22 protein-coding genes and 2 pseudogenes are annotated in these 23,084 nt (G+C 61.6%); 17 read left to right on the top strand and 7 right to left on the bottom strand.

What is annotated here, in order from left to right; genetic code table 11:
- Positions 1-288 precede the first annotated feature (288 nt).
- Both BMI01S_RS42950 and BMI01S_RS42945 read right to left on the bottom strand, forming a co-directional pair.
- A complete protein-coding gene (locus BMI01S_RS42950) occupies positions 289-804 on the bottom strand; it encodes a PDDEXK nuclease domain-containing protein (protein ID WP_238328123.1) in 516 nt (171 codons plus the stop codon).
- Positions 714-1,049 (bottom strand): annotated as a pseudogene (locus BMI01S_RS42945) (DUF1016 N-terminal domain-containing protein); the annotation flags it as partial. The pseudogene BMI01S_RS42945 and the gene BMI01S_RS42950, both read right to left, overlap by 91 nt.
- Positions 1,050-1,184: 135 nt before the next feature.
- Here BMI01S_RS42945 and BMI01S_RS12905 point away from each other — a divergent pair.
- Positions 1,185-1,469: a type II toxin-antitoxin system Phd/YefM family antitoxin gene (locus tag BMI01S_RS12905; protein WP_028214896.1), complete on the top strand. Its 285-nt coding sequence runs from the start codon at positions 1,185-1,187 to the stop codon at positions 1,467-1,469.
- Positions 1,469-1,807 (top strand): type II toxin-antitoxin system RelE/ParE family toxin, encoded by a 339-nt coding sequence (locus BMI01S_RS38940; protein ID WP_028214895.1) that lies wholly within the window; start codon positions 1,469-1,471, stop codon positions 1,805-1,807. The genes BMI01S_RS12905 and BMI01S_RS38940 overlap by 1 nt, the downstream gene beginning before the upstream one ends.
- A 904-nt stretch (positions 1,808-2,711) precedes the next feature.
- On the opposite strand, the gene BMI01S_RS12895 is transcribed toward BMI01S_RS38940, so the two are convergent.
- Both BMI01S_RS12895 and BMI01S_RS12890 read right to left on the bottom strand, forming a co-directional pair.
- Positions 2,712-2,981, bottom strand: a complete 270-nt coding sequence (locus BMI01S_RS12895) for a Txe/YoeB family addiction module toxin (protein ID WP_028230857.1) — start codon at positions 2,979-2,981, stop codon at positions 2,712-2,714.
- On the bottom strand, positions 2,978-3,241 hold the full coding sequence (locus tag BMI01S_RS12890; RefSeq protein WP_028214893.1) for a type II toxin-antitoxin system Phd/YefM family antitoxin: 264 nt from the start codon (positions 3,239-3,241) through the stop codon (positions 2,978-2,980). The genes BMI01S_RS12895 and BMI01S_RS12890 overlap by 4 nt, the downstream gene beginning before the upstream one ends.
- Positions 3,242-3,518: 277 nt before the next feature.
- Here BMI01S_RS12890 and BMI01S_RS38095 point away from each other — a divergent pair, with 277 nt between their 5' ends.
- The 5 genes from BMI01S_RS38095 to BMI01S_RS12865 all read left to right on the top strand — a co-directional run bounded on the left by BMI01S_RS38095 (position 3,519) and on the right by BMI01S_RS12865 (position 7,830).
- Positions 3,519-4,085 carry a phasin family protein gene (locus BMI01S_RS38095; RefSeq protein WP_051381405.1) on the top strand — a complete coding sequence of 189 codons (567 nt, stop codon included), beginning with the start codon at positions 3,519-3,521 and terminating at the stop codon, positions 4,083-4,085.
- A gap of 13 nt (positions 4,086-4,098) precedes the next feature.
- A complete protein-coding gene (locus BMI01S_RS12880; protein ID WP_028230856.1) occupies positions 4,099-5,898 on the top strand; it encodes a PHA/PHB synthase family protein in 1,800 nt (599 codons plus the stop codon).
- 584 nt (positions 5,899-6,482) lie between these two features.
- Positions 6,483-6,680 carry a hypothetical protein gene (locus BMI01S_RS42940; protein WP_081716238.1) on the top strand — a complete coding sequence of 66 codons (198 nt, stop codon included), beginning with the start codon at positions 6,483-6,485 and terminating at the stop codon, positions 6,678-6,680.
- 160 nt (positions 6,681-6,840) lie between these two features.
- Entirely contained in the window at positions 6,841-7,389 is a 549-nt protein-coding gene (phaP, locus tag BMI01S_RS12870) for a TIGR01841 family phasin (protein ID WP_028230854.1), read from the top strand.
- A gap of 174 nt (positions 7,390-7,563) precedes the next feature.
- Complete coding sequence (locus BMI01S_RS12865; protein WP_036044865.1) at positions 7,564-7,830, top strand: hypothetical protein; 267 nt, start codon at positions 7,564-7,566, stop codon at positions 7,828-7,830.
- A gap of 118 nt (positions 7,831-7,948) precedes the next feature.
- Here the strand turns inward: BMI01S_RS12865 and BMI01S_RS12860 are convergent, their stop codons facing one another.
- Positions 7,949-9,514, bottom strand: coding sequence for a methyl-accepting chemotaxis protein (locus BMI01S_RS12860; protein ID WP_028230853.1), 1,566 nt, complete (start codon positions 9,512-9,514; stop codon positions 7,949-7,951).
- Between the two features lie 1,634 nt (positions 9,515-11,148).
- On the opposite strand from BMI01S_RS12860, the gene BMI01S_RS12855 reads away from it, so the two are divergent.
- Complete coding sequence (locus tag BMI01S_RS12855; protein WP_028230852.1) at positions 11,149-13,047, top strand: AAA family ATPase; 1,899 nt, start codon at positions 11,149-11,151, stop codon at positions 13,045-13,047.
- Between the two features lie 16 nt (positions 13,048-13,063).
- On the opposite strand, the gene BMI01S_RS42935 is transcribed toward BMI01S_RS12855, so the two are convergent.
- Positions 13,064-13,324, bottom strand: a complete 261-nt coding sequence (locus BMI01S_RS42935) for a hypothetical protein (protein ID WP_081723400.1) — start codon at positions 13,322-13,324, stop codon at positions 13,064-13,066.
- A gap of 540 nt (positions 13,325-13,864) precedes the next feature.
- On the opposite strand from BMI01S_RS42935, the pseudogene BMI01S_RS38925 reads away from it, so the two are divergent.
- Positions 13,865-14,059, top strand: a pseudogene (locus BMI01S_RS38925) (hypothetical protein); the annotation flags it as partial.
- A 262-nt stretch (positions 14,060-14,321) separates the two neighbouring features.
- Positions 14,322-15,101, top strand: coding sequence for a phosphoribosyltransferase (locus BMI01S_RS12840; protein ID WP_028230850.1), 780 nt, complete (start codon positions 14,322-14,324; stop codon positions 15,099-15,101).
- A gap of 87 nt (positions 15,102-15,188) precedes the next feature.
- Here the strand turns inward: BMI01S_RS12840 and BMI01S_RS12835 are convergent, their stop codons facing one another.
- Entirely contained in the window at positions 15,189-15,452 is a 264-nt protein-coding gene (locus BMI01S_RS12835) for a hypothetical protein (protein ID WP_028230849.1), read from the bottom strand.
- Positions 15,453-15,788: 336 nt separating this feature from the next.
- Here BMI01S_RS12835 and BMI01S_RS12830 point away from each other — a divergent pair, with 336 nt between their 5' ends.
- The 7 genes from BMI01S_RS12830 to BMI01S_RS12800 all read left to right on the top strand — a co-directional run bounded on the left by BMI01S_RS12830 (position 15,789) and on the right by BMI01S_RS12800 (position 23,052).
- Positions 15,789-16,187, top strand: coding sequence for an NUDIX hydrolase (locus tag BMI01S_RS12830; RefSeq protein ID WP_042289385.1), 399 nt, complete (start codon positions 15,789-15,791; stop codon positions 16,185-16,187).
- Between the two features lie 57 nt (positions 16,188-16,244).
- On the top strand, positions 16,245-17,885 hold the full coding sequence (locus BMI01S_RS12825; RefSeq protein ID WP_028230848.1) for a Na/Pi cotransporter family protein: 1,641 nt from the start codon (positions 16,245-16,247) through the stop codon (positions 17,883-17,885).
- A 125-nt stretch (positions 17,886-18,010) separates the two neighbouring features.
- On the top strand, positions 18,011-18,652 hold the full coding sequence (locus BMI01S_RS38090) for a response regulator (protein WP_051381404.1): 642 nt from the start codon (positions 18,011-18,013) through the stop codon (positions 18,650-18,652).
- 224 nt (positions 18,653-18,876) lie between these two features.
- Positions 18,877-20,073: a paraquat-inducible protein A gene (locus BMI01S_RS12815; RefSeq protein ID WP_028230847.1), complete on the top strand. Its 1,197-nt coding sequence runs from the start codon at positions 18,877-18,879 to the stop codon at positions 20,071-20,073.
- Positions 20,070-21,368: an MlaD family protein gene (locus tag BMI01S_RS12810; RefSeq protein ID WP_028230846.1), complete on the top strand. Its 1,299-nt coding sequence runs from the start codon at positions 20,070-20,072 to the stop codon at positions 21,366-21,368. Before BMI01S_RS12815 ends, BMI01S_RS12810 begins: the two co-directional genes overlap by 4 nt.
- Positions 21,365-22,006, top strand: a complete 642-nt coding sequence (locus BMI01S_RS12805; RefSeq protein WP_028230845.1) for a PqiC family protein — start codon at positions 21,365-21,367, stop codon at positions 22,004-22,006. The genes BMI01S_RS12810 and BMI01S_RS12805 overlap by 4 nt, the downstream gene beginning before the upstream one ends.
- Before the next feature lie 473 nt (positions 22,007-22,479).
- The gene (locus BMI01S_RS12800; protein ID WP_028230844.1) at positions 22,480-23,052 is read left to right on the top strand and encodes a cupin domain-containing protein; all 573 of its coding nucleotides are present in this window, start codon (positions 22,480-22,482) and stop codon (positions 23,050-23,052) included.
- Positions 23,053-23,084 lie beyond the last annotated feature (32 nt).

The raw sequence follows: 23,084 nt of genomic DNA, 5'->3' as shown, positions 1-23,084 counted from the left end.
GTTTCCCGTCCGTTACTGCTTCAGGGCCGGCTTCCGCGCGGCTCATCTCTAGTATAGGACGCGCGGCGGAAGATCCAAGCTGGCTGAAAATACAGAGTCGGACTCGCACACAAAAGCTTTATCTCTCGCGTCCAGGATGGAAGCGGGTCAAGGTGGGCAATGATTTCCGCCTGCGCGGTGCCGACGGCAGCCCGATACCGGACGAGGATGAGCGTCGCCAGGTCTATGTGGCGGTCACCGACGCTAGTACCTGCCGGTGAAAGCGGCGCGCGCGTCGCCCGGCGATGTTTACACGGTGCCGTCCGGCAGGTCAGGACGCAGTTCGGCCTCGATCTGATCGATGGTCGGCAGCCCAGTCTCCAGCGAGGGCGGCACCTCGCGCATCAGTTGATACTCAGCGACGCCCATTGGCTTGGCCACGCCGCGCAGCGCATATTCCGCCACGAGCCGGTTCTTTTCCTTGCACAGCAGCAGGCCGATGGTCGGCTGGTCCTCAGGCGCCTTGACCTGCGCATCGATTGCGGACAGGTAGAAGTTCAGCTGGCCCGCATATTCGGGCTTGAACGGCGTCGTTTTCAGTTCGACGACGATATAGCAACGCAGCTTGAGATGGTAGAAAAGCAGATCGACAAAAAACTCGTCGCCGCCCACCTCCAGCCGGTACTGGCGCCCACGAACGCGAAGCCGGCGCCCAGTTCCAGGAGGAAGCGCGTGATGTGCTGGGTGAGCGCACGCTCGATGTCGCGCTCCTGGGCGTTCTCGGTCAAGCCCGAGGAAGTCGAAGATATACGGATCCTTGAGCACGTCGCGCGCGAGATCGGATTGCGGTGGCGGCAACCGCTCCGCAAATTGGTGACCGCATTGCCAGCGCGCGCGTGCGCGGCCGTCTCGATCTGCATGGCCAGCACGCTGCGCGACCAGCCGTGTTCGAGCACCTTGGCAGCATACCGGTTGCGATGCGCGGTACCTTTGACCTTGTCGAGCAAGGTGCAAAGGTGGAACCACGGAATTGTGCAGCAGGCTGCTGCACAAATTCCGGATCCGGCCATGCTTGCGCAAGCGCGCGCATGTATTTCAGGTTGCGTGGCGAGAAACCGCGCATGTCGGGGAACGCGAACTTGAGTGTTGCGATCTGACCGTTAACGGTCTATATTCAGTCCTGTCTGACCCCAACGGAGCGCCCCATGCACCTCGCCAATTACGTCAAGCCAATCAGCTACCTCAAAAGCGAAGCCGCCCAGATCGTCAAGGACCTAACCGACTCGGGAGAGCCGCTCATCATCACGCAGAACGGCGAGGCGAAACTCGTGGTCCAGGACGTGCGAACCTACGAAGCGACCCAGCAGACCATTGCGCTGCTGAAGATCCTGGCCATCGGCCAGAAACAGATCGAGCGCGATGACCACGTCGACGGCGACGACTTCTTCGCGGAGCTCAACGAACTCGACCGCCAGGAAAAACTTCGCTGATGCCGGCCCCGCTGCTGAAGTACCGCGTCCTGCCGACCGCGCGGATCGGCATCGACGAACTGAGAAGTTACCTTGTCCGCACCTTCGGATGGGAGACCTGGCGTCAGACATCGGCGCAGATTCAGGAAACCATCACGCAGATTCGCCGGTATCCCGACAGTGGCCATATGCCTGCCGAACTCGAAGGCTTCGTCGATGAGCGTTTCCGGCAGGCCCTGTGCGGCAAGAACCGAATCATCTACCAGGTGCGGGACGACACCGTTTTCATTCACCTCGTGGTCGATACACGACGCGACCTGCCGGCCATGCTCCAGAGGATCGTCCTTCGACTCATGTAAGCGTCAGGGTGACGCAGCAATTATCCGCCGGTGACCACCCCAGAGCTGGGCATGACCCTCATCAAGAAACGCATTGCAGTGACTGACACGAAGCTCGCGGACTTTAGTTCGAAGGATGACAAGTCCGCATGTTGCGGGCACACCTTTCCATTGTTGACACACATCTGTACGGCCGGGGGCGTTGGACTGGTATTCGGGATTGGCAATGACGCCACCCTCGTCCTCCTGCCTTCCTGTCGATTATTGTGACCGTGTCGGAATGCGGGAGCCCGGCCAGCGAGCCGGGGTTGTAGCGCAGTAGTGCTCGAGCGGACGCGGGATTCCCAATGGCCGTCGTTATCCTTGGTTATCCTCTTTTCGGCGGTGCAGCCTGGCGCCCTGTTTCCATTGCCTTTCGGGCCTATCGCATGACGTTACTGCGAAGGTGGTTACGCACAGAAAAAGTGGATGGGCCGGTGCATAACAAATTGGGAAAGGCTTGCCCATTCGCCCAAAGGGCTCCAATTCGTGCCACGGTGCAAGAGGCGCCCATCCTGATCAGCGCCTATCTACCTGCGCTGCCCAGTCCCGCCAGACTGCCTCTCTTCGGCAACCAGTTCCTTGAGCGCCTCGATCCCCGCATCCGTGAAGGCAGTTACAGAGACCAACTGCTCAGCGGGGACGTCCAGATCGTCGATTCTTACCGTCCTTTGTCAAGGCGATTTCAGCACGCTGGAGGTTGGGCGGATCGTTGATGTCGTCGCTCGGGCTGTAACCCGCCTTCCCGGCTTGAGCGGTCACCCCTGATCGGCAAAATCAGAATCTGAAGATTCCTTGAACAGCGACATTCTCGCGAATGCGACGCACCCATCGAAATACGGGCGGCGACCGCATCTCCGGCCAGCGGGCTCGCGGCGAGGTGCACTCAGGCCTGGTAATGATACCGGCAGGAAATGATGCTGATTTGCCAGCCATCCGCCTCGTAGACCAGGCGGTTCGTGTCGTCGATACGACGTGACCAGAATCCGGAAAGATTCGCCTTCAGCGGCTCAGGCTTTCCGATACCTTCAAATGATGTGCGTTGTGCCTCGCGGATCAGCTGATTGATTCGCCTGAGGGTCTTGCGGTCCTGGCCTTGCCAGTAGACGTAGTCCTCCCACGCATCGGGCGTAAAAAGCACACGGCGTGTCGTCATTCACCCTCGCCCTCATTCAGCGTTTGTTCCGCTGCCTGACCCCGCCGTAGCTGACTGATTGAGCGTTCAAGGTGGGCGGCGTTCGCTGGCGACCGGAGCAGGTGAACTGTCTCCATGAGGCTGTCGTAATAGTCTTGCGACATGATGACTGCGTTCGGCGCGTCACGTCGCGTGATCAGCGTCACGTCCGCGTCGTCGACCACCTGGTCGATCACGGTTTTTAGATTCCCGCGAGCATCAGAAAAATGTATCGTTCGCATGACCGCCTCAACTTGTACTGTAAGTTGCTCAAGTATATCGGCAATCGCACCGCTACGTACAGGTTAATGTACAAGTCTGATTTATCCCTCCTGGGACAGTTCTCTTGCGTCATTCGCAAACTGTGCGCGATCATTGACCTGGTCAACCGGACACCAATCGACAATTCTGCTGTCAAAATCCCATCGAGGGGCGAAGGGAGCGGCCGGCCCGCGTTCGCAAACGGCAACCGCTGGGTGCCGCCATCACCAGCGGCATCGTTTCCTGACAGGACAAGTCATGATCCAGCCGATTGTCGAAGTTCAAATGGCCAGTGTCGACGCCCTCTTTAACCTGGCGGTCACAATGGTCAATGCCGCTGAAAGGCTCACCCAGCTGGCTTTCGTAGTTGCCCGCTCGATGCTGGCCCAGGCCGAAAACACTGCACTCGGTGTTCTTCGCTCCAGCGAACCGGGCCGATCCATCCCGGCCCAAGCCAGGGCGACCGAGCCGACTCAAGATACGGCGGCATCGAATATGCTCCAACTGTTCGATATCGCGACTTCCACCCAGGCCGAATTCAATCGTTACGCGCAAACTCAGGTGGACGTCTGCAAGGAGCAGGTCCAGACGTTTATCGATCAAATCACGAAAAATGTACCTGCCGGCCCGGAAGCGACCTTCAGCGCACGAAAGTCGGCGGTTGAGACGACGCACTCGTTGAACGAGACCATGCAGAAGAGCTACGAGCAGGCGGTGGAGGTCGCCAGGAGCGATCTGGCTGCTGTTTCCTCGACTGAAAAGACAACGCGGCATGCGACCGGTCAAGCGTCGCCAGCCGCCAGGCAACGATGCTGCGGGACGTGAGGCGCGCGCAACTATGGAAGCCATCAAGACAACATCGCCTGCCCTCCCCGTGCCGACGACACTCCCCGCCGCATCGGCCGTTGGGCCGGGTTCCGGGGAAGACGGGTCGCAAACGTCATTCGATGTCGCGTTGACGCGCGTCGACAGAGCGGTCTATGCGGCGTTCGCACGCGCCTCGGCTGGTGGTTCGCCTACCGCGCTCGGGTTGGCGTGGCTCGACTGGGCACTCCAGTTCGCCTGCTCGCCGGGCAAGCATTACGCGCTCGCGGCTCGCGTGCTTGCATACTGGCAATCGCTCATGATGGGCAAGCCACTCGAGCACGTTGGCAACGGCGATCCGCGCTTCGACGACGCGGGCTGGAGCCACTGGCCCTTCAATGCGCTGCGCGATACGTTTGCACATGTAGAGTCGTTCTGGGGGCAAGCGACCACCGGCGTTCGCGGCGTTTCCCCACGCAACGAACAGGTCATGCACTTCGTTGCGCGGCAATGCACTGACATGCTGTCCCCCGCCAATTGCTGGTGGCTCAATCCGCAGGTACTGCGGGCGATCGTCAATACCGGAGGACGCAACTTCGTCGAGGGCGCGCGCAATTGGCTCGAAGATCAGGAAGATCTGCTCGCGGGCCGCATACCAGGCAGTTCGATCCGCAGGTTCGCCCCCCATCAACTCGGGCGCGACGTTGCAACCACGCCCGGCAAGGTCGTCTATCGTTCCGCGCTGATCGAACTGATCCAGTACGAACCACTGACGCCGACCGTGTGGCATGAGCCCGTCCTGATCGTGCCATCGTGGATACTCAAATACTACATTCTCGATCTTTCGCCGCATGACTCCCTGGTGCGCTATCTCGTCGACCACGGACATACGGTTTTCATGATTTCCTGGCGCAATCCCCGTGGAGAGGCGCGGGACCTCGGACTGGATGACTACCTCAATATGGGCTTGTTCGATGCGCTCGCTCAGGTGCGCCGCATCACGGACGCCCCTGTGCATGGCGTGGGCTACTGCCTGGGCGGTACGCTGCTCGCACTTGGGGCCGCGGCGCACGCGCGGGCACACCGGAAAGAGGCGGCCGAGCTGAAGACGATCACCCTGCTCGCAGCGCAGACCGACTTCAGCGAGCCGGGAGAACTGGGCCTGTTCGTCGATGCCAGCAGGTTGGCCTATCTCGATGCGCTCATGTGGGAACAAGGCTATCTGGACGGCGAACAGATGGCCGCGGCGTTCCAGATGCTGCGATCACACGATCTGATCTGGTCGCGCCTCGTGCGGGAATACCTGCTCGGCACGCGTACTCAACCCACGGACCTGATGGCGTGGAGCGCGGACACGACCCGATTGCCATACCGGCTACATCTCGAGACGCTGACACACTTGTATCTGCATAACGACCTCGCCGAGGGCAGGTATTTTGTGCATGGAAAACCAGTACACCTTGGGGCCCTGAAGATGCCGGTTTTTGCCGTGGGTGCGGAACGCGATCACGTCTCCCCCTGGCACTCCGTGTACAAGCTCCACTTGTTGACCGATACGGAGATCGGTTTCGTGCTGGCGTCGGGCGGCCACAACGCAGGTATCGTTTCGGAGCCCGGCCATGCGCGCCGGTTTCGCTTTCGAATGAGGCATAAAGGCGAACATTACATGAGCCCCCACGAGTGGTTAGAGGCGACACCGGCGCAACAGGACTCATGGTGGCCATGCTGGCAAAGATGGCTTGCCGATCGTTCGAGCGGGCAGATTGCGCCGCCGCCGATCGGTGCGGGAACCATCCTGGCCGATGCGCCCGGAACCTACGTGCTCGAATGCTGAAAGCACGCTCGACAAGGCACCGCGCCCTGACCGGTTAAGTGATTTCCCGACCCAGAGTAAAACTATGACCCCGGCGGCTTGTCGGTCAACTTGACCGCGATTGCACAATGTTTTACAGGCTTAGATCGGTAAATTCGGCAAAAGACTGACGATATGGAAATCGCACTTCCAGATTTAATCTAAAGCAGTCTCTCGTGAGGCCGGCGGGGCTTTAACGCCGCTCAAAGGAGCGTGATTAAAGGAGCGCAATTCGGTCCCGAATGGTCAGTGTTTTTCAGAGTCACTTTTCGTTGTGGTGTCACCGTTGAACAGAAAACGGCCGCATCAAGGTGCGCTCGTGCAACGGGAGGATAATTGCGGCTGATTTAAGGCCTTCTATCAAAGACGTATGATTCATACATCATATTCATACGGGGCCGCAGTGATCCCGATTAACATTTCGACCTCGGTCCTGGAAAAGACCGAATATGCAAAACCGGAATTGAAACGACTGGAATCAATTACTGAATGCTGGCATAGCATCCGCCGAGCAGCGGTAATTTCTGCTTTAACGCGGCGATAATCCAGACAAACCGGAGAGAGACATGCTGAGCCCCCATGAATTTGCCACCCTCATGCTGGTCCAGGCCGCGCCTGACCAGATCGATCTTGACCGCGAAGAACTCGACACCTTGCTCGAACGCCATCTGGTTGCCATGGAACAGCTCACGCCCGGGCGCCCACTGCCCCGCCTGACACGCGACGGCGATGCCGTGCTTCAAAGCGTCGCGAAAAGACGCTGAGCGCAATCTCCCAATCTCCATTACCTACCCCCTGCAACCCGCCAGTATTGCGACTGCCTCGTGCAGCGCACACCGACGGTCCGTTTCGTGATCACGATGGGTGCTGCACGCCGTCGACGGCGCGGCGCTCACGCCCGGTTGCCTCTACAGGAGTTTCATCATGCAGGAACAGTTTGCTGCACTTCAGAAGGCCAACGTTGATCTGTTCTTCGGTGTGGCCATCCGGATGGTCGAAGGTGTCGAGAGGCTCGCCCAGTTGAACATGCAGGCGCTTCGGGCGACGCTCGACCATACCTTCAGGCAGGCCTGCCAGGCTCTGTCCGTGAAGGAGCCGCAGGAATGGCTGGCGCAGCAAGACAGCCTGGCCGCGCCCACGACAGAAAAGGTGCAGACCTGGACGTGGCAGATGTTCGAAATCATCGCCGCCACCCAGGCTGATCTGTTGCGGTCCGCGCACGCGCAGTGGGATGCGTCGGTCAGGCAGGCAAGGACGCAGGTGCAGGACCTCGCGAAAAGCGCGCCGGCCGGCTCCGAGGCAGCCGTCGCCGCGCTGGATGAGGTGATTACCACGACCAATGCGCTATATGAGACGCTGCAGAAGACCGGCGAGCAGGCGTTCGAGGCGACGCGAAGCAACCTCGAAGTGGCCTCCGCGGCAGCCACGAAATCCGCCAGGCGCGCCAGCGAGTCGCAAGCCGCGAAGCGGTAACCGGGCACCCGGCATCGACACGCCATGCCGGGTTGCCATTGACAGGAATCCTGCGCATACCGGTGACCCGTTGGAACTTCAACCTGCTCACCCAGGACTGCCAGACCGACCGGGCGGTTCGGTGACGCAGTTGGGATCCGGTACGCGCCGCTCTTTTTCTGATCGAACGAGGCGATGATGGACGAAAACTGGGTAACCATGGTGATGGGGTCGGCGGTGCTGCTGTTCGCAGCCGGCTTCGTGGTCGACCACTATCGCCGGGAGCATCGGCGTGCGCAGTTGATGCGGCGGCTGGACCATGTGCGTCGCAACGAGGTCCTATCTGCTGGATCTTCAGCGGAGGGCGCTCTCGCTCATAGAAATGTGATCCACCGTCGAGATTTACTGATACGTCGCCCTCAGCAAATCCATATGACATCTATACCGGCGGCAAGCACCTGAAGCTCCAGACCGCAGACCATCTCGCGGCGGCTCTTCCCGAAGCCCACCGCAAACTGCTTCGTCTCGGCGCCTCCGTTCACCACGGGCGCGGCTTTGGCAGGCGGCTCGCCGCTTTCGGTCAGAGACTCCCCTCGTCCCGCAGACGGAACTGCGCAACCGCATCGTTGAGCCGCACGCTCTGCTCTTCGAGTGAGAGCGCGATGGCCGACGCCTCCTCCACGAGCGCCGCGTTTTGTTGCATCGTCTGCTCCATTTTCGTCACGGTCACGTTGACCTGCTCGATGCCGACCGACTGCTCGTCGGAGGCGATGCTGATCTCGCCCATGATCGCGTTGACGCGCTCGACGGCGTCGACGAGCTCGGACATCGTCGAGCCCGCCTGCGCGACGAGGCCGCCGCCCTCCTCGACGCGGCGCGTCGAAGCGCCAATCAGCTCCTTGATCTCCTTCGCCGCCGATGCGCTGCGCTGGGCGAGCCCGCGGACCTCGGTCGCGACGACCGCGAAGCCACGCCCCTGCTCCCCCGCGCGCGCGGCCTCGACGGCCGCGTTCAGCGCGAGGATGTTGGTCTGGAACGCGATGCTTTCGATCACGCCGACAATGCCCGTGATCCGTGAGGAGCTCTCGGAAATCGCCGACATCGTCGCGACGACGCGCTCCATCGCCTGCCCGCTGCGCGCCGCGATGTCGGCGGCGCCCTCCACATGGCGGCGCGCGTCGCGCGCGTTGTCCGCGTTTTGCCGCACGGCCGCCGTCAGCTGCTCGACGCTCGCCGCGGCCTGCTGCAGCGACACGGCCTGCTGCTCGGTGCGCGATGACAGATCGACGTTGCCGCTAGCGATCGCGCTGACGTCGCTGACGATCGTCCCCGCGCTCGCGCGAACCTGCTGCACCGTTGCGGTGAGGCCCGCCTGCATTTGCTTCAACGCGGTCAGCAGATAGGCCATCTCGTTCTTGCGAGCAACCACGACGGTGCCCGTCAGGTCGCCCTTGGCGATCTTCTCGAAGTGATCGACGGCGAGGTCGATCGGTTCGACAATCGACTTCGCGAGCGCGCGCTGCGCAAAGAAGCCGACGAAGAGAGCGAGCGCGGCGACCGCGCCCAACGCCCAGACAATCTTGTGGAATCGCGTGGCGGCAGCTTCGTAGCGGGCCCGCTCGCGGTCGACCTGAAAGCCTTCGAGCGCCTCGATCGCCTCCTGGTACGCGGTGAAGAGCGCGGGCCGCGCGGAGCGCTGCGTGTCGAGGAAATTGAATGCGTCTTCGTGGTCAAGCTGAGACAGCGCCTTCAAGAAGACCTGATCAAGCACGGCCTGGCGGCTATTTTGGAGCGCATCGAAGAGCGCCTGCTCCCGCGCATCGCGATCATGCAGATGCACGTAGGCGTCCAGTTCGTCGTTGCTTTGCTTGAGAAACGTGTGGAGCTGCGCGATCTCAAGCTTGGCGGGCTGACCGGCGGCGATGATTTGCGCAACGTCGCCAAAGCGCTCGCGCGCGACGAGCATGCGCTCCGAGCTCGTCTTGAGATGCAGCAGCGATGCGGTGTCGTCGCGGTACATCGATTCAAGCGCCGCATCGCCCACGTAGAGGCCCGCGATGCACGACCCGACGACCATGACGAGCAGCACGGTGTAGCCGGCGATCGTCGCGGCGAGGCCGCCGCGGATTGAAAGCTGTTTGAGCATGAGGCTGCCTCGAACCGACGACCGGCACGCGATCGGCGGCGGATGTGTCTTTCAGGTCACGAAATACGATTGCCTCGTCGATGAACGCAGCAAACGTGGGAGCGATGGACGGAATAACGGCGCGATAAAGAGGAAGTTTTTCGCTAACGCGACATCGAAGCGACAAATTGCGACGCCCTATACAAAGCCTGTCAAGCCCTTATTGGGCGATTCTCTCGACTGATGTAGAGGTTCTTCCGCTGCATCGCAGAATGAAATGGTGACTGCTGCAGTCAGCCACGATGGTCTGAAGCCGGTGCTTGCGCTTGTGAGACTTGACGTCGCTGGGTAGCCAGGCGCGGTTGCCCGCGTACGAGACGATCACCCGCCCATGGAACCCGCTCGCTCACAAACGCAAAGGTCGGTCTATCATTTACGTGTGGCATGACTTCTCGCTCAAGCCCGCATAGTTGAGTTAAAGCGACGGTTTTCATTTCAGGGAAAGTTGCAGCCTCCGGGGCGCCCCCAAGAAAAGCTGTGTGGTGATGTGCGATTTGAAGGGTACAAGCCGGACGCGCGCTCCGTTGCACGAAGGTCCGCTCTTCCAGGTAGCAACGGCTGTTTGGGGGTCGTGAAGCGCTTCTGGCTTCGCTCCTCGCTGGCCAACGCCAGCGCTTGCTGAACTCGATGTAAGGTGCTGCCCCGTCGTCGCCAATCAGCACTGGCATTAGGGCTGTGCTTTCGCACGGAACTTCCTGCCCCGTTACTTCATGCGTCGCTGCCTTTTTATCTTCGTAGTCCTGCACAATGTCCCCCATGCACTGCAAGACGGCAGCGTGGCTTCGCGCGCAGAAAGGACGGGCAAAACTGCTGCGTGAATCGTCGCAGGAGGTCGAAGCCGCTCAGACAGGACGACTCCGGAACCCGAGGCAGGCATGCTAGCCGCCTGCCTGAAGACGGGTCCCGCGCTCCCGCGCCCTTGTCGGGGGATGAAGTGGCAGAAGACTGTTAGTCGCGTTTCAGCCATCAAGTCGGCCCACCCGGCCCGCCATGAGATGAAAGGGCACACCACGGATTCGTTCGGGGTTGTAACCCGCTTGCGCGAGTGGAGCGAATCCGCCGTCGATCGGTGCCGCGTCGATGATTACTGTGCCTATCTGGCTGTGGCGCCCTCTGTGGCTCGATCATTCGTGTTGATGCCCCAATGCCAGCCGCCCTCCTGCCTGAAACATTTATGTCTGTCTAAATCCCGATTTTTCAGTAATTCTGACTGATTTAATTAGGGTGCGGTAGATATCGCGTTCAAAAAACCCGCGCGGCTTTTTACGCTGATAAACTGTGCCCCGGAGCTAAGGCGGCGACGCCTTTTCGCGCATTCGCCTGCGTCCCCCTTCCAGCGTGTCGACCGCCCGATAGACGGTACAAACAGGCCTGTCCGCGAATTGACAGACGCTTATGCCGGGCATACTGCCTTTGGCGAACGCGGCTCACCGGGACGCACATCGTCGTCCTTCTGGACTGTCCCTTAAGCGATGTCCCGTGCGACGTTCGCCTCCGCCCATTTTCGGCAGACTCAGCCTTCAGGGTACGAAGGTGATTTTGAAAGACAGGTTGATTAAGCAAGGGCTTGTTAAGTCCACATCTGGAAATGATTCATGAAACCGGGGAATAATTCGCTTGAGAAGAAGCGCGTCCGCAAACTTGCTATGGCGGCTGTCGCGGGGCTGATCGCGGTGCTAGTCGGTTGGGGCGTCTGGTGTTTTCAGCATCGCGCCGTCCAGCAGGCGCCGGCGCTGAGCGGCATTGCGAGCGAGATGCGTGAAGACGCATCCCCCTGGACGCATGCGGAGAAAGACGCGTCGATGATGCTGCGCGACATTCACGACACCAAGGTCGTGGCGATCGGCGTGAGTCCCAATGCCATTCTTGTGTCGCTGCGCGACGGCTCGAAGTACTTCGTGACCGACCACAACGCGACCTTCTCGCACGCGCTGCTGTTGGGCGAGCGCTCCGACGCCGCCGCATATCAGCTCGTGTGGCTGCCCAATGTCGACATCCACAGCGACGGCGCGCGCTGGACCCGACTGTTCGACCAGTTCCACGACGCGCTGAGCGTGCTGCTGCCGCTCGCGCTGATCGGCGGGATGGCGTGGTTCATGCGGCGCGAGATGAAAGGCAGCGCGACGCTGCTCAGCGAAACACCGACGCTGCGCTTCGATGACGTGATCGGCGCAAACGAAGCCAAGGCCGCGCTCGCCGACATTCGCGCTTACCTGTCCGATCCGAAGCAGTTCTCTTCGCTGGGCGTGCGCGCGCCGTGCGGCATCTTGATGGTCGGCGCGCCCGGCGTCGGCAAGACGCGGCTCGCTCAGGCGCTGGCCGGAGAATGCGGCGCGAACTTCATTTCGATCACGGGCAGCTATTTCAGCGCGAAATACTACGGCGTCGGTATCCAGAAGGTGCGGCACCTGTTCGAGCTCGCACGCAAGAACGCGCCGACTGTCATCTTCATCGACGAAGCGGACGGTCTCGCGAAACGGACGGACACCGGCGCTGGCCCGGTCGAGGCCGAGAGCAACCGCATCATCAACCAGCTGCTCGCGGAGATGGACGGCTTCGAATCGAACGAGGGCGTGATTGTCGTGGCTGCGACCAACCATCCCGACAATCTCGACGAAGCATTGCGCCGCCCCGGCCGTTTCGATCGCACGGTGCAGGTGCGTCTGCCGGATCGCGAAGACCGCGCGAAGATCTTCCGTTTCTACGCGCAGCGCCTCAAATCGAAAGCGGCGGATATTGACTACGACCAACTCTCGCGCTTGACGACTGGACTGTCGCCCGCGACGGTCGCGATGGTCGTCAATCAGGCGGGTTTGATCGCGCGCAGGGCGGGCGACAACGAAATCGCCGCGAAGCACTTTATGGAAGCGATCAAGATCGCGCGCATCGGCGACGTGAGCGGCGCCGAGCGTGCGCTAACCGAAGACGAGCGCCAGCGCGTCGCGGTGCATGAGGCGGGTCACGGTCTGGTCGCCGCGCTGCTTGGCACCGGCGTGCTCGAGGAAGTGACGATCCTGCCGCGTGGCGGCGCGCTTGGCGTCGCGCTGATCACGAAGGCGCAGGACAAGCACCTGTACCGCGAGACGGAAATCCGCAACGAAATCCAGGTGCTGCTCGGCGGACGCAACGCGGAGATCCTGATGTTCTCCGAAGCGTCGAGCGGTGCCGCGTCGGACTTGCAGGAGGCCTCGCGTATCAGCCTCGACATGGTGTCGAAGTTCGGCTTCAATAACGACGGCGATCTGTTCAGTCTTGCGGCGCTGCCGTCGCAGTACGCGGGCCTGCAAATGAAGAGCGCAATCGAGCATGCGAACGTGCTGCTCAGGGAACTCAACGAACTTTGCTACGGCTTGCTGCGCGCGTACGAGCCGGTACTGCGCGACATTTCAGACCAGTTGCTCGAGCATGAGACCGTACCCGGGGACACGGTCTATCGGCGCATCGCCGAGCACAAGAGCACGCTGAACATCGTGCACGAGCCCGCCGCCGCTTGACGGACGTTTGCGCGTGTTACGCGAAGCCGGACGGTCCAGGATCGGGTACGCCGGGCGGCGCGTCCGTATCGCCCAACGTGTCGCTGCTTCCCTCGCCGGGTTTGTCTGGCTCTGGTGCGGGAGTTTCGCCTTTTTTCGGCAGAGGCTGGTCGAGGCCCGGTTCGACCGGAGTAGGGATGGCATCGCCGATGGGCTTCGAGACCTCGGCGGGTGGGCCGCCGGGATCCTCGTCCTCCGGGCGATCAGGCTCGTGCGGGGAATTCGCCGTGTTTGACACAATACCCTCCACTTGCGGGAACGGTAGCCACGGGGGAGCAATGCGCGTGCCACAGTCCCGTGGCGGTCGTCTGAAGCGTTGTCCGCGTCAGAGCGCATATCTAGAAAGCTCCGCGCGTATCCTGTTCTTCCATCGTTTGGCCGGTTCGGTCCCGCCGAGCGCGTCAAGTGACGGGCAGGCCGATGCTGAGGCCGATTGATAGCGTGATCCGCCCGACCGCAAGATCAGCGCCTCGATCGGCCTCCAATGCAAAGGGAGATCGCAAACGACGCGACAATACCGAGCATATGTGGGCCTTGAAGCGGCGAGCTGCACTCGTACTTCTGACGCGCAGGCCGTCCCTGCGAAAGTACTGGATGCCCGCGCACGGCGTCAGCGTTGCGCCATGCGGAGACGCGCTGCGCACCCCGGCCGCAACACCGCGCAGCCTGCCGCGACGCAGCTCAAGCTTCATGCAGATGACTTTGACTCGCTATAGATGTCATCCGCTCGCAGCACGGGCACTCGCTATGCCATATCCCGTCAACGCATGCGCGAAGCACGCCGCGCGAGTCCATGCCCCAGTTCGTGCAGAACATCATGCTCGTCGCACCCACCACGCGCTTCGTCGAGTTGGGCCAAGCCATGCTCTTTCGCGGCGCGGGCATTGCCGTGGTCTGGCGGCCGTTCCTGTGGTTCGCCGTGATCGGCAGTGCGCTATTCGTGTTCTCGCTCATGCGCTTTCGCAAGACCCTCGTCAGATGGCCTGAGTCCGCCGCCCACTCCGCCTGTCAACCGTGGAATAATTTCCAAGTGACGCGGGAACGTCGAAGGAGTGAAATGAAAGCTGCATTTGGGGCGCCAGATCTGCGAACTTGCCAATTTCACAGCTCGCGGAAGAGGTCCGGCGATAGCAGCACTTCTTTGCGGTACACCACCATGGCGCTGAACGGGATGTGGCGCCTTTGGCCGGTGATCTAGTCGACTAATTTGCGTCCCGCAAATAAAGGGGAGACAGATGGACACCGAATTCGCCGGGTATCCCGTTTATTTCTATGACTACAATGAAATAGAAACATTTTGTCTGTCACAGAGGGAGCAACTTGTTCAGGACGACGTAGGGTTGATCTTAGGCGTCTTGCGCGGAGGCGCGATACCTGCCCTGATGCTATCCCAGATGCTGGGTATTCCCGCGGATTTTCTTTATTATAACCGCCCACAAGCAAGGGCTGAAATCAGGAATTTCGAAGTTTTCGACCTGATCGAGTCCTGCGTCGGTAACGGAAGGAAAATCTTGTTGGTGGAGGATATTGCAGGAGTCGGATACACACTGAACAATTGTCGCGACTACTTGCTGTCTCTTGTAAAAGATGCGTCTTTAATCAAGGTATTGGCCTTGGTACGCCACGGAAATAGCCGGGCGAAACCCGACTACAGCAAGGATTGCTCCACTGTGCGTGCGATTTTGCCCTGGGAGAGGTACGTCACGGGTCGCCGGTGCCTGGATGATTTCCTGAGATCGGGCGAGGCGCTGCTGGAGGATCAACGTTATAAGAAGGTATTGGCTATCAACGATCCCGTCTTCCCCTTGAAACTGAAAGATGAGTGGACGGTGGACTATTACCTTGTACTGGAGGGCGACTATCATTTGAGTTTGAAGGCCATTGAAATCCTCGGGCCGGAAGAGATCTATTGCAACAACGATTCTCTGATAGATCTCATAAGCAGGAAATTTCCATTCGCCATTGTCTATAAAATCATTAACGGCAATAGATACAGGATAAGCGCACTCGAATAGGATTCTGCAACGGTGCCGTCGCGGGGCGACACTGGATGTAGTCGTCAGTGGGCAGGCCAGCGCAACACTTCCCCAACCCGGGCGAATTCAGTGAAAGAAGTCGTCGACGATCTTGCGCCCTGCACTATAGCCGCCCATGAGCGCGTCGATCTCGCTTGAGAACGGACTGCCACGGGGAACTCCAAAGCTCAACGGGGAGAAGATCGCCATTGCATGCCCATCTCTGGAAATGCGGACAACGGCGACATAGACAGGAACAGCCTGCGCTTCCCTGACGGGCCCGATCCTGACAGCGTCCACATCGACTGAAACTTCCAGCGTAAATCCGCCGTATTCGTAGCTTCGATACATGTTTCACTCGTTCTCTTTCTTGAGATCTTCGGGTTGCCATGACCCCGCCATTCTGGCTGGAAAGGACTTGTACATGGCACATATCAGCATATCCGCTCCACCACCAGAAACAATGTCTGACGCCTGTACGTAAACCATTCCTTATGAACAGGCAGGCCAGCGGCCGGCCGGGGGGCGGACAGCCTACCTTGTTGGCGTGCATCCGACCTCAGGCCCATAAAATGCTGAGCTAAGCACGAAGCCGGGGTATCGGGGATCAACAACGGCTGATGTTCCGAAAATGCGAGGGATTCGCTCGCTCGTCAAGTAGCTCAGTGAGAATCACGAGTTCGGTGTATGAAAAACCGCGCAACCATTTTGTGCAGCAAAGACGGCCGGATCCTTCTGGTCACGCGCGGGCGCGGGCGCTGGACGCTCCCCGGCGGCACGATCAAGCGCAACGAGCTTGCGTTGCAAGCCGCCCAACGGGAGATGTACGAGGAAACGACGATATTCACGTCCGGGTCCGCCGGCTCGATGAGCTATCTGCTTGCGTTCGGAGGACTAAACAAGCTGCACCATGTGTTTGTTTTCGACCTGCCCGCGTGTGCTGTTCCGCGACCTGCAAACGAGATCGTGCGCTGCTGCTGGATTCAGCCGTCGAGAATTGCCGCTGTCACGACAAGCGTCCCGACGCGAGAGATCGTCAATCTCTTCTATACCCAGCTTCGCAAACGCCGCGTTACAACGGTCTGATTGCCCGCCGCTGCCGGAGAAAACAGAGCCGGTTGCAGGCGCAACAAGGAGGCGCAGGTGGTCGCTGTCGTGCTTCATCTCGCAGGCGGCATTGCACTGCTCACCTGGGGCCTGCACATGGTCGAGTCCGGGCTCATGCGCGCGTTCGGCGCCTCGCTCAGGCGCGTCATGGCGAGAAGTCTCGGCAACCGCTTCAACGCGTTTTGCGCGGGCCTTGCTATCACCGGCGCACTGCAGAGCAGTACCGCAACCGGCATGATCGCGTCCTCCTTCGCGGCGCGCGGGCTGATGGGATCGGTAACGGGGCTCGCCGTGATGCTTGGCGCGAATGTGGGCTCGACGCTCATCGTGCAGGCGTTTTCGCTCGATCTCAGCTGGATGTCGCCTGCTTGCCTGCTGACGGGCGTGGTGCTCTTCGAAAGGGGCAAGGCTTCGCGCCTCCGGGACGTCGGCCGTGCATCGATCGGGCTCGGCCTGATGCTGCTTGCCCTTTCCCTCCTTATTTCGACTGTGCAGCCTGCCGAGACCGCGCCCGCAGTGCGTACGGTACTCGGAGCGCTGTCTGGCGAGCCGGCGCTCAACGCGGTGCTCGCTTGCATGCTAACGTGGGCCGCACATTCGAGCATTCCGGTCGTGTTGTTCGTGATGTCGCTCGCGAAACTGCATACAGTCCCGCTGGATATTGCGATCGCGCTGGTGCTGGGTGCGAACGTCGGCAGTGCGCTCAACCCGTATTTCGAGGCGGCGAAGGGCGACGACCGCAGTCGCCGCAGATTGCCCGCCGGCAACCTGCTGCTGCGCGGCGGCGTGTGCGTGGTGTTGGTCACCCTCTGCTCGCCGCTCGCGCGCCTGCTCGACGGCCTGCCCGGCGACGCAAGCCGCGCAATTGCCGATTTCCACACTGGACTGAACATCGCCATTGCAGTCGTGTTCATCGGACTGCTCGACCCGGTCGCCCGTCTGCTGGAGCGGATGATGCCCGCGCCTGCTGCACCCGGCGACACGGGCTCGCCGCGCTACCTCGATGAAAGCGCACTGCCGACGCCGACGCTGGCACTTGCGTGTGCGGCGCGCGAAGTGATCAGAATGAGCGAGATCGTCGAGACGATGCTATGCGAGAGCGTGCCTGTCCTGCTTGCCAATGACCGGCGCGCGGTGACTCATGTCGCGAGCCGCGACGACGCCGTTGACGTGCTCCACGATGCGATCAAGCGCTACGTCACCCAGGTGACGCGCGAGCCGCTGACCGAAGAGGACCGTCGCTGGGCATCGGAGATCATGACGGCCGTCATCAATCTCGAGCATATTGGCGATATCATCGAAAAAAATCTGCTGGAAATCGCGCAAAAGAAGATCAAGATGCAACTGAGTTTTTCGGCAGAAGGGACCGAGGAACTGCTCATGTTGCACCGCTCGGTGACCGGGAGTTTTCACCGCGCGCAGGCGCTGCTCGTGTCGGGACGGCAGCAGACCGCGGCGCAGCTCATCGCCGACAAGCAGGCGCTGCGACGCCTCGAACGTTCGGCGCGCGAACGCCACCTCGAACGGCTCCGCGAAGGACAGCCGGACAGCCTGGCCTCGAGTTCGCTGCACCTCGACGTACTGCGCGATCTCGTGCGCATTCAGTCGCACATTTGCGCGCTCGCCTACCCGCTGCTGGAGCGCGAAAAGGCGGCGGGTACGACGGCGCGTGTTTGACGGCTCCCCATGAGCCGTCAATCGACTTTCGATAATTACATTTTCATTCCCGGCAATGCGCGCCTCGTGTGCGTTTCGTCGAGCGGCGTCGTGGGCGAGCGGAATGGCGGACCCGGGAACGCGCGATGCTGCAAAGCAACAGGGAGGTGAACCCACGTATGAGTCGGGTGCTTCTGGCGGACGATGACACAGCGGTATGCGAAACGCTTCGGATCTTCCTTCACGAGGCGGGGCATGTCGTAACCACGGCGCGCAATGGACTCGAAGCGGTTCAGGCGGCGTTGTCCGATACACCAGACGTGATCGTCTCCGACGTTGAAATGCCGATCCTGGACGGCCCGGACGCTGTCTCCATGCTCAGGGCGATACCGCGTTTTTCCAGCATTTTGGTAATTTTGATCTCAGGCGACGAGCCGGATTCACGAATATCCACTGAAACGTTTCTGCGCAAGCCGTTCGATCCCCATCTCCTGCTGGATGCCCTCGAGCAGCGCAATAGTCGCGGGCCTCCTGCGAGCTCGGCCGCATCCGCGCGGCAGCCAAGCGAAGCCGAGCTGCAGGACGGGCGTATCGCCAGGGCTATGACGCTGGTGGCGGAGCAGGAAAGCCGCGTTGCCCTCTTGCAGTGCCGCGGCGAGAACGCAGCTTTGGCGTCCGAACTGTACGACGCGCTGAAGGACAGCGCGTGCTTGCTCGAGGGCTACCGGCGAACTTCAACCATGTGTCCGTCGTCGCGTACCACGTCGACCGCACCGATCCCCGATTAGTTGTTCACCTTGCAGGCCCCGCCAGGCGCGAAGCACGCCCCGCGCCCTGCCCCAAGAACTCTCTCGCGGCACCAGGAACGGCCCATGCGCGCGCGCTGGAACTCGCCTCGCGAACGCGCGAGGTAGCGATCACGAGGCGTCAATGGAGCGGCGCACATGAGCAGCAGCAACCTGTTCGCATCACAGCCGCCGCGCGCGGGCCAACAGCCAGCGGACGGATTCGCATGACGATCGGCTGTCCGGAATGCGGCACACTCGAGCAGATTCCGCCGCTCGAACCGCGCTCGTTCGCGCGCTGCCGGGTCTGCCACTATCCGCTGGAGCGGCGCAGCGGCCGCAGCGTCAGCGCGGCGCTCGCCTGCGCGACGACGACATTCGCGCTGCTACTCCCCGCCAATCTCGCCCCGCTCATGACGGTTCACCTGTTGGGCGTGGAGCGCTCGTCCGTTCTTTCATCAGGAATACTAGCGATCTGGCGAGACGACTGGATCATTCTCGCGCTCTTGCTCGGCATCTGCGGCATCGTGCTGCCGTTCGTGCGCTTTGGCGCGCTCATGGTCGTGCTCGCCGCCGTGAGCATCGACCGGCCTTTCGCCGGTATCGGCAGGCTCTTTCGCTGGACCACCCAACTCGACGTCTGGACGATGCCCGACGTGTATCTCGTGGGCTGCTTCGTCGGCTATGCGCGCATCACGCAAGATCTCACCGCCACGATAGGACCGGGCGGCTATTGCTTCATTGTCGCCGCGCTCATGTCGATGCTCACGCGCGCCTCGCTCGATCGCCGGACCGTCTGGCGCGCGATCGCTCCGGAGCAACAGAATGCAGGCGAACCCGCGCTATCGTGCCCTGTGTGCGATCTCGTCGTCCCCATTTCGCAGGAAGGGCAGCCCTGCCCCCGCTGCGGCCTGAAACTACGGGCACGCAAACGCGACGCCGTGGTGCGCGCAGCGGCGCTGTCGCTGGCGGCGCTGGTGCTAACGGCGCCGGCCAATTTTTACCCGATGACCGAGTCGCAGCATCTCGGCAAGCATGATTCGCACCGTATCGTCGATGGTGTCTATCAGCTCTTTCACGCCGGCCTTTGGCCATTCGGTATCCTCATCATCTGCACGAGCGTCGTGATACCCATTGTCAAGGTCGCCGGCATGGCATGGTTCATAGCCTCCGTGGTTCGCGGCTCGCGCAGGCATCTGCGTGCGAAGGCGCATCTTTATCGCTGGATCGACGAGCTTGGACGCTGGTCCAATGTCGATGTGTTCACGATCGCCGCGTTCGTGCCGCTCATCCATTTCGAGGGTATTGCGACAACGCGGCCCGCCATAGGTGCAACGGCGTTCGCCCTCGTCGTTTTCTTCACGATGGCGGCTTCACGCGCATTCGATCCGCGTCTGCTATGGGACGCGCGGAAACGATCATGAGCGGCGGGCGTTCTCATCGCACACAGGCGCAGGTGCGGCACAGCGCGTGGCCGGGCTGGATCTGGGCCGTGCCAATCGCGGCAATCGCCGTGACCGGCTGGCTCGGCATTCGTGCGCTGGTGCAAGACGGCCAAACCGTCACGGTGACGTTCGATAACGCCTTCGGCATGAAGCCCGACGACACCATCGTCACCCTTCGCGGCGTGAAAGTGGGCGCGGTGTCGGACCTTTCGCTCGCACCCGACGGGCAGCATGTCGAGGTAAAACTCAGGATCGAACGCCCCGAAGATCGATATCTGCGCACCGGCACACGCTTCTTTCTGCGCGGCGCGAAGCTTGATTTGAGCGATCCTTCATCATTGAAGGCGCTGCTTGCGGGGCCCGAAATCGTCATGGAGCCGGGCCCCGGTCAGCCGGCGACCCGATTCGACGGCGCCGACCGCCGGCCCGCGCTCGCCCCGCAGCACGGCCCCATGGTGCGCTATATCGTGCGGTTCGACGGCGCGGCGGGTGACCTCGACGCGGGCGCCGATGTGCAATTGCGCGGCTTTCATGTCGGGACCGTCACGAACGTGCGCCTGAGCTACGACGCGCGCACCGGCGCACTCAGCACGCCTGTGCAGATCGCAATCGACCCTGCGATGCTTGGCATCGTGGGCGCGCCGCCGCCCTCGAACGGCGACTGGCGGCCGCCCGTCGACGGCATGATGAAGCGCCTCATCGCGCAAGGCCTGCGTGCGCGCCTGTCGCAAGACCCGCCGCTCGTCGGGGCGCGCAAGGTCAACCTCGACTTCGTGCCGCTCGCGGCGAGCGCGACGCTGACATCCGATAACGGCCTGCCCGTGATACCCAGCGTAGCGCCCGCCGATTTCGACACCATGGCGTCTCGCGCAAACGACGTCATCAAGAAATTCGATGCCCTGCCGATCAAGGAAACGGGCGATCAGGTCCGCAGTATCGCGGCGCACGTCAACGCGCTCAGCAGTTCGCCGCAGATCCGCGACAGCCTGAGCCATATCGACCGTTCCGTGGCGCAGATCGATCAGACACTCGGGCAGGTGACGCCGCAGATCGGGCCGCTCGTCGCGCAGCTGCGCGAAACCGCGAACGCGGCCGACCGCACCGTTGCCGCCGCCAATCGCACGCTGGGCGCTGATGCCACCAGCCAGAACGATCTACCCGCCGCGCTGCGCGAGCTGACCGATACGGCCCGCTCGGTTCGCGCCCTGGCCGATTATCTCGACCGCCACCCAGAAGCGCTGCTGCGCGGCAAAGCACCGGAAACGAACCCATGACGCACCAGCTCGCCAAGCCTCCCCATCGCGCCTTGCCGATTGCGTGGCGAAGCCTGGCGCGCACCCTCGGCGCTGCATTGCTGGCGGCCCCGATGAGCTTCGCGGGCTGCGGCCACAGCGCGCCCACGCACTACCTCACGCTCGACGCCACCGGCGCCGGCGCCGGCATGCCACTTTCGACCAGGCCAATGGCACCGGTGCAACTGAGCGCCGTGCACATTCCCGCCGTGCTCGACCGCCCCGAAGTCGTCACGCAGACCGGGCCGAACCGCCTGAAAATCGACGATACCGCCCGCTGGGGCGCCCCCCTCGCGCAGATGATGCGCTCCGCGCTTGCGCAAAACCTCGAGAAGCGCCTGCCCGCGGGCGCCTTCGTCTTCCCCGATGCGCCGGCGCCCGCTGGCACGCGTACGCTGGTCGTCACGGTGCTGGACTGCGAAACCACCGCGAGTGCGACGTTGACGCTGCAAGCGAGCTGGGCGCTGCTCTCGGGGCAGCCCGTCCAGACCAGCCTCACGCAACAGGCGACGCTCAATGCAGAAGTCACGGGGCAGGACGCGGCGGCGCAGGCCGCAGCGCTCAGCCGCGTACTGGGGGAGCTCTCCGACCGCATCGCGGCGTCGATCAACGGACGCTGAGCCTGCGCATCGCCGATCCGGTGCTCGTGATCCGCCAGCTCATGGCTTGCGATTAACCGCAAGCGAACCAAGCTTTTTTTCCGAGCGCTACTCTCTCAGCATTTCTCCGTAATCCGAAACTCGAAAGGATGCTTGAAATGACGGATTGTTTTTAGCACGCCGCAAAACGGTGGTACGCTGCGGCTTTCATGCTATCGTTTATGGGCCGCAGACGGCACGCCGGGGCAACGGCGCTTCCGTCAACTGGCGTCAAGGCATGATCGCCGACGTACGCAGGGGGAATTCGAATTGCAATCCCGGCGGTGATCGGCATATTCCATTACTTGTCGGCCGGTTTGTCTCTGAAATCGCCAGATATAGACCGTGCCGGAGCAATGGAAATGAATGGAGACCCAAAGTGCACGACAAGATCGGGCTTTCGCCCAATCCGGGTTTCGGATTAAAACATATTCAACAGACAACAATATTCCGTCATGGTTTCGAAACCCGTTGAATCACTGAACGTCGTTTCCGTAGGGAGCAAGATTCGCGGACTGCGCCAGAGACAAGGCCGTACGCTCGATGACATCGCCAGCGCGGCGCAGCTCTCAAAGCCGTTTCTCTCGCAGGTTGAACGCGATCGCGCCACCCCCTCGATCACCTCGCTCGTGAGCATCGCGAAGGCGCTGGGCGTGCCGGTAAGCTATTTCGTCGATGCGCCCACCGAAGCGGGCTGCGTGTGCCGTGGCCAGGATCTGAAATTTTTCGGCTTTGCCAATTCTGCCGACCTTTACGCACGCCTGACCAATCCGTCCGGCGGCCGCCAGCTCGAAGCCATTCTCGTGCGCATGCCACCCGGCGAGCGCTCCAGCGAAGTCACCACGCACGCAGGTGAAGAGTTCCTGCATGTGCTCTCCGGTGAAGTGACCCTCACGCTGGAAGGACAGACGTTCGTGGTCCGCGCGGGCGACAGCGCGCACTACGAATCGACAGTGCCACACGCCTGGAGCAATACTTCCGATCAGGAAACCGTACTGCTCTGGGTGGGCACGCCGCGTCTGTTCTGATTTCCGCCTACCCGCGCATTGAGTTATCCGCC

The organism is Paraburkholderia mimosarum LMG 23256 = NBRC 106338 (assembly GCF_000739815.1).
Taxonomy (GTDB): Bacteria; Pseudomonadota; Gammaproteobacteria; order Burkholderiales; family Burkholderiaceae; genus Paraburkholderia; species Paraburkholderia mimosarum.
This window is presented reverse-complemented; position numbering and strand designations above follow the sequence as displayed.